14 protein-coding genes are annotated in these 10,934 nt (G+C 70.2%); 10 read left to right on the top strand and 4 right to left on the bottom strand.

All coding sequences use genetic code 11. The annotated features are described in order from the left end of the window. The first annotated feature begins 21 nt into the window (after nt 1–21). From ABTZ43_RS05735 to ABTZ43_RS05755, 5 genes are all read left to right on the top strand, one after another. Entirely contained in the window at nt 22–720 is a 699-nt protein-coding gene (locus ABTZ43_RS05735) for a GTP pyrophosphokinase (RefSeq protein WP_056413646.1), read from the top strand. Nucleotides 721–927: 207 nt separating this feature from the next. Beyond that, on the top strand, nt 928–1,215 hold the full coding sequence (locus ABTZ43_RS05740; protein ID WP_350538135.1) for a hypothetical protein: 288 nt from the start codon (nt 928–930) through the stop codon (nt 1,213–1,215). A 69-nt stretch (nt 1,216–1,284) separates the two neighbouring features. Further along, the gene (locus ABTZ43_RS05745; protein ID WP_350538136.1) at nt 1,285–2,925 is read left to right on the top strand and encodes a molybdopterin-dependent oxidoreductase; all 1,641 of its coding nucleotides are present in this window, start codon (nt 1,285–1,287) and stop codon (nt 2,923–2,925) included. A gap of 40 nt (nt 2,926–2,965) precedes the next feature. Next, entirely contained in the window at nt 2,966–3,454 is a 489-nt protein-coding gene (locus ABTZ43_RS05750) for a MogA/MoaB family molybdenum cofactor biosynthesis protein (RefSeq protein WP_056413637.1), read from the top strand. Then, the gene (locus tag ABTZ43_RS05755; RefSeq protein WP_056413634.1) at nt 3,451–3,891 is read left to right on the top strand and encodes a molybdenum cofactor biosynthesis protein MoaE; all 441 of its coding nucleotides are present in this window, start codon (nt 3,451–3,453) and stop codon (nt 3,889–3,891) included. Before ABTZ43_RS05750 ends, ABTZ43_RS05755 begins: the two co-directional genes overlap by 4 nt. Before the next feature lie 66 nt (nt 3,892–3,957). Here the strand turns inward: ABTZ43_RS05755 and ABTZ43_RS05760 are convergent, their stop codons facing one another. The 4 genes from ABTZ43_RS05760 to ABTZ43_RS05775 are packed head-to-tail and all read right to left on the bottom strand — an operon-like array spanning nt 3,958 to nt 6,681. Beyond that, a complete protein-coding gene (locus tag ABTZ43_RS05760) occupies nt 3,958–4,197 on the bottom strand; it encodes a MoaD/ThiS family protein (RefSeq protein ID WP_350538137.1) in 240 nt (79 codons plus the stop codon). Beyond that, on the bottom strand, nt 4,194–4,673 hold the full coding sequence (gene moaC, locus ABTZ43_RS05765; RefSeq protein ID WP_350538138.1) for a cyclic pyranopterin monophosphate synthase MoaC: 480 nt from the start codon (nt 4,671–4,673) through the stop codon (nt 4,194–4,196). The genes ABTZ43_RS05760 and moaC overlap by 4 nt, the downstream gene beginning before the upstream one ends. Further along, a complete protein-coding gene (locus tag ABTZ43_RS05770; protein ID WP_350538139.1) occupies nt 4,670–5,917 on the bottom strand; it encodes a molybdopterin molybdotransferase MoeA in 1,248 nt (415 codons plus the stop codon). Before ABTZ43_RS05770 ends, moaC begins: the two co-directional genes overlap by 4 nt. Continuing rightward, on the bottom strand, nt 5,914–6,681 hold the full coding sequence (locus tag ABTZ43_RS05775) for a HesA/MoeB/ThiF family protein (protein ID WP_350538140.1): 768 nt from the start codon (nt 6,679–6,681) through the stop codon (nt 5,914–5,916). The genes ABTZ43_RS05770 and ABTZ43_RS05775 overlap by 4 nt, the downstream gene beginning before the upstream one ends. A gap of 150 nt (nt 6,682–6,831) precedes the next feature. On the opposite strand from ABTZ43_RS05775, the gene ABTZ43_RS05780 reads away from it, so the two are divergent. The 5 genes from ABTZ43_RS05780 to ABTZ43_RS05800 all read left to right on the top strand — a co-directional run. Then, complete coding sequence (locus ABTZ43_RS05780; RefSeq protein WP_056418998.1) at nt 6,832–7,224, top strand: TOBE domain-containing protein; 393 nt, start codon at nt 6,832–6,834, stop codon at nt 7,222–7,224. 3 nt (nt 7,225–7,227) lie between these two features. Beyond that, nucleotides 7,228–8,013, top strand: a complete 786-nt coding sequence (gene modA / locus ABTZ43_RS05785; RefSeq protein ID WP_350538141.1) for a molybdate ABC transporter substrate-binding protein — start codon at nt 7,228–7,230, stop codon at nt 8,011–8,013. Beyond that, complete coding sequence (locus ABTZ43_RS05790) at nt 8,010–8,798, top strand: ABC transporter permease (RefSeq protein ID WP_149424074.1); 789 nt, start codon at nt 8,010–8,012, stop codon at nt 8,796–8,798. The genes modA and ABTZ43_RS05790 overlap by 4 nt, the downstream gene beginning before the upstream one ends. Beyond that, complete coding sequence (locus ABTZ43_RS05795; RefSeq protein WP_350538142.1) at nt 8,795–9,850, top strand: sulfate/molybdate ABC transporter ATP-binding protein; 1,056 nt, start codon at nt 8,795–8,797, stop codon at nt 9,848–9,850. The genes ABTZ43_RS05790 and ABTZ43_RS05795 overlap by 4 nt, the downstream gene beginning before the upstream one ends. A gap of 394 nt (nt 9,851–10,244) precedes the next feature. Continuing rightward, the coding region (locus ABTZ43_RS05800; protein WP_350538143.1) for a hypothetical protein at nt 10,245–10,934 on the top strand (690 nt) is incomplete at its 3' end.

Raw genomic sequence — 10,934 nt, forward strand, 5'->3', positions numbered from 1 at the left:
CCGGCGCGTAACGTCGGATCCATGACGTCCCTCCAGGTCACCGACGACGCCATCCAGCAGACTCGGGAGCTTCGCGATGAGTTCCAGCGCTTCCTGCGCGAATACGAGTTCGGGATGCGGGAGGTCGAGACGAAGATCTCGATCCTTCGTGACGAGTTCACCCACCACCACGCGTACAACCCGATCGAGCACGTCAAGAGCCGGTTGAAGACTCCCGACAGCATCGTCGAGAAGATCGCCCGCAAGGGCATCGCCGAACCCGACTTCGCGCGCATTCGTGCCGAGATCACCGACATCGCCGGTGTGCGCGTGACCTGCAGCTTCGTCGCCGACGTCTATCGTCTGTTCGATCTGCTCACGGCGCAGGACGACGTGACGGTCGTCACGGTCAAGGACTACATCGCGACGCCGAAGAGCAACGGGTACAAGAGCCTGCACGCGATCATCGAGGTGCCGGTCTTCCTGTCGACGGGTGCTCTATCGGTGCCTGTCGAGGTGCAGTTCCGCACCATCGCGATGGACTTCTGGGCCAGCCTCGAGCACAAGATCTACTACAAGTTCTCGAACCAGGTGCCCTCGCATCTCGTCGACAGCCTGACCGACGCGGCCGAGGCCGCGGCCGAGCTGGACAGCCGCATGGAGCGTCTGCACCGCGAGGCCCACGGCGTGCCGCAGCGTCAGCTCGCGCCGCCGCCTCCGCCGCACGTCGTGCAGGTCTGACCCGCGTCCGGGCGCGTCTGACCCGCATCTGGGGGTGCTCGGGAGAGCAGTTACCCGCGGACCCCGTTCACAATTCAGCACGAGATCCAGGGAGCTGCCGTCTGACCCGTGTTCTTGGCTCGTTCTGTTCCATTCATGCTGAGTTGTGACCCGCGTCCGGGCGCGGCGGTGTTGCGCGCGGCCGCACGAGCCTGGGAACATCGGCAGGTGGTGAAAACGCACGACGCATCCGACATCGCAACCGAACGAGTCGTCGACGTCGACCGCACCGTCGAAGAGATCGCCGGCCTCGACCGCGGGCGCCAGCTCTGCGAGTGCGATCACGGTGACGACGAGGCGTATGCCGCGTGCGGACGCCGAGCGAAGTGGCGCGTCTCGATCGACTGCGTCTGCCCCGAGGATCACCCGCGGACCGTCGAGATCCTCTGCTCACGGTGCCTGCGCACCCTGCGCCAGACCCAGGGACGCGATACGGTCACGGCTCGCCCGCTCTGACACCATCCGTTCCCGGCTCGGCTCCGAACAACCGACGACCACACCGTCCTCGGTGCGAAGGAGCAGACCATGGCACAGCGCAGCACCGCGGAACAGCGCGGCACACAGACCCGGCGCCGCGGCGGCAAGAGATTCCTCTTCTGGGCTGCGCTCTCGGGCGTGATCAGCGGACTGGTGTTCCTGGCCACCGCCGAACTCTTCGCGCTGATCTTCGCGCGGTCGGCCAGCCCGATCCTCGCGGTCGGCGGATTCGTGATCGACATCGTCCCTCAGCCGTTCAAGGAGTTCGCGATCGCGACATTCGGCGAGTACGACAAGATCGCGCTGCTGGTCGGACTCGGTCTCGCGGTGGTGATCGCGTCGGCGATCGCCGGCATCCTGCAGTTGCTGCGTCCCCCGCTCGGCGTGATCGCCCTGGTGGTCGCCGGCGCGCTCTCCACCGCGGCGATCGTGACCAGGGCCGGCGTCACCGCGCTCGCGTTCCTGCCTCCGGTGCTCGGCACGATCGCAGGGTCGATCATCATCGTCCTGCTCATCCGCCGCCTCACGGCGTGGAAGGCATCCGCCGTTCCCGCCGAGATGGTCGATCGCAAAGGCGAGAAGACCGAGGCCGACGCCGACGATGCGAAGCCCTCGAAGGCCCTCGGCCGTCGGCAGTTCTTCCTGCTCGCCGGGATCGCCGGCGTCTCGGCCGTCATCGTCGGCATCGCCTCGCGCACGGTCAGTATGACCGTCGGGTCAGTGGCGACGATCCGCGAGGCTCTCAAGCTGCCGGCTCCGAAGTCGAAGGTCACGGTGCCGAAGGGCGCGGAGCTCGACATCCCGGGACTCACGAAGCTGATCACGCCGAACAAGGACTTCTACCGCGTCGACACCGCCCTGACGGTGCCGACGATCGACCCCAGCACCTGGCGCCTCGTCATCGACGGAATGGTCGACAAGCGCGTCGAACTGAGCTTCCAGGACATCCTCGACATGGGTCTCGACGAGTACGCGATCACGATGACCTGCGTCTCGAACGAGGTCGGTGGCGGACTGGTCGGCAACGCGATGTGGCTGGGAGTGCCGCTGCGCGATGTTCTGAAGAAGGCCGGCGTGAAGTCCGGCGCCGACATGGTGCTCTCGAAGAGCGTCGACGGCTACACGGCGAGCACGCCGCTGTCGGCTCTCACCGACGACAATCTCGACGCGATCCTCGCGGTCGGTATGAACGGAGAGCCGCTGCCGCTCGAGCACGGCTTCCCGGTGCGGATGGTGGTACCGGGGCTCTACGGCTACGTCTCGGCGACCAAGTGGCTCACCGAGCTCAAGGTCACCACGTTCGAGAAGGACGAGGCCTACTGGACACCCCGCGGATACAGCGCCGAGGCGCCGATCAAGTTCGCCTCGCGCGTCGACACTCCGAAGGTCGGGCAGGCCGTCGATGCCGGGCGCATCCCGATCGCGGGCGTCGCGTGGGCGCAGACCGTGGGCATTGAGCGCGTCGAGGTGAAGATCGACGAGGGTGACTGGATGCCGGCGACGCTGTCGGCGCCGATCAACGAGAACACCTGGGTGCAGTGGTTCATGGAGTGGGATGCCACCCCCGGCACCCACTACGTGGCCGTGCGCGCGATCAACAAGAACGGCGACACGCAGATCGAGGAGCGGGCGCCGATCGCGCCGAACGGCTCATCGGGATGGCAGCGTTCTCTGGTCCGGGTGAACTGATGCCGGTGCGGCCGGTTCGGCCAGCCCCTATCGTGGAGCCATGACGTCGCTACCCGCGTGTGTGATCACCGTCTCGGACCGCTCGTTCTCCGGAGAGCGCGAGGACCGCGGCGGACCGATCGCCGTCGGGCTGCTCCGCGAGGCGGGCTGGCACTGTCCCGACGCCGAGGTCATCGCCGACGGCGAGACATCCGTGGCCGATGCGCTGCGGCGTGCGGTCGCGCGGGGGGTGCGCCTGATCGTGACCACCGGCGGAACCGGGGTCGGACCCCGCGACGAGACGCCCGAGGGCACCCGACGCGTGATCACGCGCGAGGTCCCCGGCATCGCCGAGGAGCTGCGACGCAGCGGCCTCGCCGACACCCCGCTGTCCGTGCTGTCCCGAGGGCTGGCCGGTGTCGTCGATCCGGCCGGGACGCTGGTCGTGAACCTCCCCGGATCCACGCGGGCCGTGGCATCCGGTGTACCCGTGGTGCTGACCGTCGCGAGACACGTCGTCGACCAGGTCGAGGGCGGTGACCACTCGTGAACGAGGTACGGATCGCCGCCATCTCCACCGAGCCGCTCGATGTCGAGACGCACCTGGCGGCGGTGGACGACCCCGCGCTCGGCGGAGTCACGACGTTCATCGGCCGGGTGCGCGACAACGACCCGGATGCGCAGACCCCGGTCGTGGGGCTCGAGTACAGCTCGCACCCCGACGCCGAGACGGCGCTGCAGACGATCGCGCAGAATGCCGCAGCGGATGCCGTCGGCGACGCGAGGGTCGTCGTCGCCGTGAGTCACCGCATCGGCCGGCTCGATGTGGGCGACGCGGCCGTCGTGATCGCCGTCGCCGCCGAGCACCGGGCCGAGGCGTTCGCCGTCTGCCGCGCGGTCATCGAGGACATCAAGACGTCGTTGCCGGTGTGGAAGCGTCAGGTCGAATCCGACGGCACCACGTCGTGGAAGGGCATCGGCGGCTGAGCCGGAGCCGTGCGCACGCCGTGCGCACGCCGTGTGGCGCGGCGCTGCGCGAGCTTCGCGCGACGCTCAGCCGCCGGCGAAGGGCGGGAGCACGTCGATCAGCTGGGCGTCGTCGAGGGCGTGGTCATCGTCGCGACGCACGCCGTCGACCATGACCGCACAGCGCGGCAGGATGTCGGCGAGATCCGGATGCTCGGCCATGACCGCCAGGCGGAGCTCTGCCAGCGAGCGCTCGCCGCGTTCCTCGGAGTCGACACCCGCGGCCTCGGCGGCGGCGGCGAAGTAGCGCACCCGGATCGCGGTCATCGGGTCTCTCCCTCGCGCACCCAGTCGCCGGAGCGCCCGCCCGACTTGGCGACGATGCGCACATCCTCGATGACCACCGAGCGGTCCATCCCCTTGATCATGTCGACGATCGCCAGGGCGCTCACCGACACGGCCGTGAGGGCCTCCATCTCGACGCCGGTGCGGTCGGCGGTGCCGACCGTCGCCTCGACGTGCACGCCGTCGTCGACGACGTCGAGCTCGACGCCGGCTCGGTGCACCCCGATCACGTGAGCGAGCGGCAGCAGCGTCGGGGTCGACTTCGCCGCCTGGATGCCGGCGATGCGGGCGACCGCGAGCACGTCGCCCTTGGGAGCGGTGCCGTCACGCAGCGCCGCGATGACCTCTGGACTGCAGCGCACGAATCCTCGCGCGGTCGCGGTGCGGACGGTCGGCTGCTTGCCGGTCACGTCGACCATGTGCGCGTGGCCGGACGAGTCGAGGTGCGTGAAACTCATTCGACCAGCATGACATCGATCACGTCGCCCACGGCGACGGCCTCGACCTCGGCCGGCACGATCGCGAACGCGTGCGCCCTGGCGAGACCGCCGGCGAGGTGCGATCCCGAGCCGCCGGCGGTGGCAGGGCGCACGGTGCGGGTCGCGAGGTCGACGACGGCGGGAAGGTACTGGCGGCGTCCGGGCGGGGTCGTCCACGCCGCATCCGCCGTGAAGGATGCGCGGGCGCGATGGATCTCGGTGCGCCCCTGCAGCGCGAGCAGAGCGGGCCGCACGAACACCTCGAAGGAGACGGCGACGCTGACCGGATTGCCGGGCAGCCCGAACACGAGCGTCCCGGAGTCGAGCGCCCCGAACGCCTGCGGTTTGCCCGGCTGCATCGCGACGCTCGCGAACTCGACGGCCCCCCGTCCGTCGAAGGCGCCGCGCACCGGTTCGTAGGCCCCGGCGCTGACGCCGCCCGTGAAGACGATCACATCGGCGCCGCGTTCGACGGCGGTCGCGGTGACGGCGCGCACGGCGTCGGCGTCGTCGGCGACACGCGTCACGAGGACGACCTCGGAATCGGCATCCGCGACGAGCAGTTCGAGCAGGGGGCCGTTCGAGTCGGGGATGCGGCCACGCGCGGCGGGCTCACCCGGTGACAGCAGTTCGCTGCCCGTCGAGACCACGGCCACGCGCGGTGCCCGCGTCACCGAGACGGTGTCCACACCGGCGGCGACGGCGGCCGCGAGCTGGAACGCTCCGAGGCGCTCGCCCGCGAGAACGACGGCGTCCCCCGCGTGCAGGTCGGCGCCGCGACGGCGCACGAAGGCTCCCGGTGTCGCCGGTGCGCGCAGCACTCGCACCTCGCCGAGCGAGTCGGCGAGTCCTCCGGCGGTGTCCTCGAACGGCACGATCGCATCAGCGGCGCTCGGCGTCGGGGAGCCCGTCATGATCCGCGCCGCGTCACCGGCATCCAGAGGCGGATCGTCGGAGACCCCGGCGGGCAGATCGGCGACCACGCGCAGCACCACCGGGTTCTCGGCGGATGCTGCGGCGACGTCGGCTGCGCGCACCGCGAAGCCGTCCATCGCCGAGTTGTCGAAGAGCGGGATGTCGTGCGCCGCCGTCGCGGGTTCCGCGAGGGTGCGCCGTGCGGCCTCTCGCACGGCACGGGTCTCGGTCGGGAGGACGAGCGCGGCATCGAGAACCAGGGCGAGCTGCTCCTCGACCGTCCGGCGGCTGCCGTTCGCGGCGCTCATGCCGCCACCGACGAACGGATCGCGATCTCGTGCTGTCGCGCCGTGAGGGCGTCGATCATCGCGAGGCGACCGAGCAGCGGCTCCCCGGCGCCGGTGATGAGCTTCACGACCTCGCCCGCCAGCATCCCGCCCACCTGCACGCACAGGGCCCCGAGCACGCCGACCTGTGCGCAGCTCGGCGGCTCGCCCTCTGTGCCGAGGGGGAAGAGGTCGGTCAGGACCACCGGCGCCGCTGTCGGCGGATCCGACCAGAACACGGTCGCCTGTGCGTGCCACTCCTGCACGGCGCCCCACACGAGGGGGATGCCGAGGGCTTCGGTCGCGGCGGCGACATCGCGTCGGGTCGCGAAGGAGTCGCTCGTGTCGACCACGATGTCCGCCCCGGCGAACAGGCGCTCGGCGTTCTCGGAGTCGAGCCGCTCGGCTGCGGTGACGACCTCTGCCCCGGGCGACAGCGCGGTGATCGCGCGCGCCGCCGAGGTGGTCTTGGGTCTGCCGATGTCTTCGACGCGGTGGGCGAGCTGGCGCTGCAGATTCGTCAGTTCCACGATGTCGTCGTCGATCACCGTGATGCTGCCCACCCCTGCGGCGGCCAGTGCGAGGAGCACGGGGGAGCCGATGCCGCCCGCGCCGACGACGGTCACGTGGGCGGCGGCGAGGCGGCGCTGTCCCTCTTCTCCGATGCCGGCGAGCACCGCGTGCCGGGCGGTGCGGACCAGTTCGGCCGGGTCGAGAGCGGGCGCGGGGGCGACAAGCGGCTGCATGCCCCCAGGCTATGCCCGGGACTCGCCGTTGCAGCGGACGCACGGGGATTCGCTGGGAGTTCGGAGGCGGCTGATGCTCGGCGAGCATCGCGCCTCCGCGAATGCGGTTGTTTACTGTCTGAGCATCCGCTTCTGCGGTACTGTTCACGCATGCAGAACTTTCGGATCGCGCGCGCGGCACAGCTGCTCGGCGTGAGCGACGACACGGTGCGGCGCTGGATCGATCAGGGTCTGCTGCCCACGACCGACGCCGTTCCGGCCGAGATCCCCGGAGACGCGCTCGCCGCACGCGCCGTGGCGCTCGCCGAGGAGGCGCAGGAGTCGAACCATGCGCTCTCGAGCGCTCGCAATCGCTTCGTCGGCATCGTGACCCGTGTGCAGATCGACGGGGTCATGGCACAGGTCGACCTGCAGTCCGGACCCCACCGCGTCGTGTCGCTCATGTCGGCCGAGGCCGCCCGCGAACTGCAGCTCGAGGTGGGCTCGCTCGCCACCGCATCCGTGAAGGCGACGAACGTCGTCGTCGAAGTGCCGAAGGGCTGACCCATGAACCGCCGTCTCCGCCGTATCGTCATGGTCGCCCTGACCGCCGCGGCTCTCACCCTCACGGGGTGCGCTGCCGGTGCGGAGTCGCCGACGCCGACCGCCACCGCCGACGCATCCGGGAGCACCGTGAACGGCAAGCTCACGGTCTACGCGGCGGCGTCGCTCTCGGGCGCGTTCGACGAGATCGGTGCGGCGTTCACCGAGGCGAACCCCGACGTGGACGTCAGCGGTGTGTACGACGGCTCCTCCACGCTGGTCACGCAGCTGCGCGAGGGCGCCCCGGCCGACGTGTTCGCGTCGGCCGACGAGGCCAACATGCAGAAGCTCGAGGATGCCGCGGTCGATCCGACGCTGTTCGCGTCCAACACGCTCGTGATCGCCGTGTCGACGGGCAACCCCGGCGGCGTCGAGACGCTCGCCGACCTGGCCGACGTCACCACCGTGCTGTGCGCCCCCGAGGTGCCGTGCGGGGCCGCATCCGCCACGCTGCTCTCGAACGCCGGTGTCGCGGTCGAGGCGTCGAGCCTCGAGCAGAACGTCACTGCCGTGCTCACCAAGGTCGCGGCCGGCGAAGCGGACGCGGGCCTCGTGTACGCGACCGATGTGATCGACCGCGACGATGTCGAGGTGATCGTGCCCGACGGTGCAGGCGAGGTCGTCAACCACTATCCGATCGCCGCGCTGTCCGAGGCGCAGAACCCCGCGGCCGCCGAGGCGTTCGTCGCCTTCGTGCTCTCCGACGAGGGTCAGCGCATCCTGGCAGACTTCGGGTTCGGCGCACCGTGAGCGCCGCCGGAGCGCGCGGATACGCGCCGCGTGCCCTGGCCATCCCCGCCCTGATCGGTCTCGCGTTCCTCATCCTCCCGCTCGCGGCCCTGGTCGCCCGTGTCGAGTGGTCGACGTTCATCGCCGACGTCACGTCGGAGTCCGCGCGCTCGGCGCTGCTGCTGTCGCTGGGCACCGGTCTCATCGCCACCCTGCTGTGCATCGCGATCGGCGTTCCCCTGGCGCTGACGATCGCTCGTTCGGGCCCGCGCCTCGCCGCGGTGCTGCGCGCGGCCGTCACGATCCCCCTCGTCCTGCCGCCCATGGTCGGCGGCATCGCCCTGCTCTACCTGTTCGGGCGGGCGGGATGGCTCGGCGGGCTCGGACTGTCGTTCAGCACGACGGCCGTCATCCTCGCACAGACCTTCGTGGCGCTGCCGTTCCTGGTGCTCGCGGTCGAGGGGGCCGTTCGCACGTCGGGTGTCGACTACGAGCGCACCGCAGCCGCCCTCGGCGCCGGGCGCTGGACGATCCTGCGCCGCATCACCCTGCCGCTCGCCGCACCGGGGATCGTCGCCGGTGTGGTGCTGTGCTTCGCCAGGGCCATCGGCGAGTTCGGAGCGACCGCGCTGTTCGCGGGCAACCGCCCGGGTGTCACCCAGACGATGCCCCTGGCGATCTACACGGCCTTCAACGGCGCGGGAGTCACCCAGGGCGCGGCGGTCGCCCTCGCGCTGCTGCTGCTCGCCACCGCGATCCTCGTGCTGCTGCTGGTGCGCGGCTGGCGTCCGGGGGCCGCGCGATGAGCGCCGTGGAGGGCCTGCGCGCCCAGGTGGTCGTGCCTCGGGAGCACTTCACGGTCGATGTCTCGCTGCAGGTGCAGACGGGGGAGACGGTCGCGGTGATGGGGCCGAGCGGCGCGGGCAAGTCGACGCTGCTGCAGGCGCTCGCCGGGCTCGAGCCGCTGGGCGGCGGAGAGATCTCGGTCGAAGGTCGAGTCGTCGACCGCGTCGCGAAGCCACGGGTGCGCACCGAGCCGATGCGCCGCGGTGTCGTGCTGCTGGGGCAGAAGCCGCGGCTGTTCCCCCATCTGTCGGTGCGCGAGAACGTGGCGTTCGGGCCGCGTGCCGCGGGCGTCGAGGCTCGTGCGGCGCGAGCCGGTGCCGACGACTGGCTCGCGCGGGTCGGGCTCCCCGGCTCCGGAGGGCGGATGCCGCACGAGCTGTCCGGAGGGGAGCAGCAGCGCGTCGCCGTCGCTCGGGCGCTCGCCGCATCGCCTCGCGTCGTGCTGCTCGACGAGCCGCTCGTCGCCCTCGACCCCGAGACGGCCGGAGACATCAGGCGGATGCTGCGCGACCAGCTCGCCTCGACCACGACCGTCGCGGTCACGCACGATGCTGCGGATGCCGTCGCCCTCGCCGACCGGCTGCTCGTCGTCGAGGCGGGCCGCGTCACCCAGTCGGGGCCGGTGCGCGAGGTGCTCGCCGCCCCGGCATCCGGTTTCGTCGCCTCGATCGCCGGGGTCAACCGTCTGGTGGGCATCGCGAGCGAGGGTGCGTGGCGCTGCCGTGAGGTGCTGCTGACCAGTGACGATCCGGCGTCGCGTGCTCTCGCTGCGACGGATGGTGCTGGGCTTGCCGCGGTCTTCCGGCCGGGCGATGTGCGGGTCGCCGAGGCGGGCCCGGAGTCATGGCCGGCCGAGGTGACGCGCATCGAGCCCACGCTGGGCGGCGCGCGCGTGCACACGGATGCCGGTGCGGTCGACCTGTCGCTGGATGCTGCCGGAGGGCTGGCGGTCGGCGACCGGATCCGGTTGCGGGTCGACCCGGCGCTGGTGCGGTTCGTCGCCGTGCCCTGAGCTGCAGCCGCGCGCTGAAAGGCGCTCCGCACGACTGTCCGGTTCTTTCGTTTCGGAAGAGGGAAACCGAAGCCCGACGCACCTGCTGAGTCTCGTGCCCGAGCACCGACATCTCGGCCAGCAGCGCTACATACCGGCATACGTCGTCGGCTGGTTCTCCTCCATCGAAGGACGGTACTGGTGTATTCAGTGGCGCACGAGCCGATGAGGCCGGCTCGCGAGAATCCTGTCCCCCAGATGGCCTACAGACGATCTCGCGGTGGGCGTGGAGGATGAAGGCTCGTTGCCGTCAGTGTTTCATTCGGGCGTGGTCAATAAGACCAGAACTCGTCTCCGAACGGTAGCGGTGGGACCTTGGGAGGGTCTTGCACCAGCGTCGGTGCGAGGAAAGGAGATGGTGACGATGTCAGACATGTCGAGAGAGGCGACAGTGGGGGACACCATTGCAGTCCGCGGACTCGTCCGGCAAGACGAACCCAACTCGTGGTTGATTCCGGTGGTCTCGCTATCACCCGAGACCCGCCTTGCTATGGACGATGCCAGGATTCACCTGGAAGCAACTTCAGATCTCGGTCGCTTGGCCCACGGCCACGTCGAGGTGCGAGGAGTGTGGGTCCGCGAGGGAGCTGTCGCGGTCCGGGACATCATTCCGGTAGCTGAGGATGCCGCAGTCCTTACGCCGCCGCCGTCATTGGGTACGCAGGCTCTTCTGTCTTTGCCTTCCGCTGCTGGCAGCCGGGCCGGGATCGATCTCTCCCTCGCTCGGTCGGTCGCTGGGGAGCTGGTCGAGAAAGAAGCAGCATTGCATTTCGTCGTGGTGGACGACGCCGAGCATTTCGCAGTCGTTGTCGCGGCCACTGATGTCGATCGCGTTGATGCTGAGCTGGGGCCGCTTCTGGGCCCTTACCTCGTCGTTGTCCACTCGCAGAACACCCCGGCCATGCTCCGACGTGCGGACGAAATTCTCGCCGATGAGGACCGGGACAACAACCTCCTCCTGGCAGGAGAGGCGATGAGTCCGAATGGTGACTACCGCGTCGTCGGCATCGTCAAACACTGGACATCGGCGCTGAGTACGGCGCCT

It is taken from the genome of Microbacterium sp. NPDC097977 (genome assembly GCF_040302605.1).
Taxonomy (GTDB): Bacteria; Actinomycetota; Actinomycetes; order Actinomycetales; family Microbacteriaceae; genus Microbacterium.

Bases quoted from the DNA above. Each gene is read 5' to 3' on its own strand.
- ABTZ43_RS05735 (WP_056413646.1), top strand. From the start codon at position 22: ATGACGTCCCTCCAGGTCACCGACGACGCCATCCAGCAGACTCGGGAG.
- ABTZ43_RS05780 (WP_056418998.1), top strand. From the start codon at position 6,832: ATGCAGAACTTTCGGATCGCGCGCGCGGCACAGCTGCTCGGCGTGAGC.
- ABTZ43_RS05760 (WP_350538137.1), bottom strand. From the start codon at position 4,197: ATGACCGCGATCCGGGTGCGCTACTTCGCCGCCGCCGCCGAGGCCGCG.
- ABTZ43_RS05750 (WP_056413637.1), top strand. From the start codon at position 2,966: ATGACGTCGCTACCCGCGTGTGTGATCACCGTCTCGGACCGCTCGTTC.
- modA (WP_350538141.1), top strand. From the start codon at position 7,228: ATGAACCGCCGTCTCCGCCGTATCGTCATGGTCGCCCTGACCGCCGCG.
- moaC (WP_350538138.1), bottom strand. From the start codon at position 4,673: ATGAGTTTCACGCACCTCGACTCGTCCGGCCACGCGCACATGGTCGAC.
- ABTZ43_RS05775 (WP_350538140.1), bottom strand. From the start codon at position 6,681: ATGCAGCCGCTTGTCGCCCCCGCGCCCGCTCTCGACCCGGCCGAACTG.
- ABTZ43_RS05745 (WP_350538136.1), top strand. From the start codon at position 1,285: ATGGCACAGCGCAGCACCGCGGAACAGCGCGGCACACAGACCCGGCGC.
- ABTZ43_RS05795 (WP_350538142.1), top strand. From the start codon at position 8,795: ATGAGCGCCGTGGAGGGCCTGCGCGCCCAGGTGGTCGTGCCTCGGGAG.
- ABTZ43_RS05770 (WP_350538139.1), bottom strand. From the start codon at position 5,917: ATGAGCGCCGCGAACGGCAGCCGCCGGACGGTCGAGGAGCAGCTCGCC.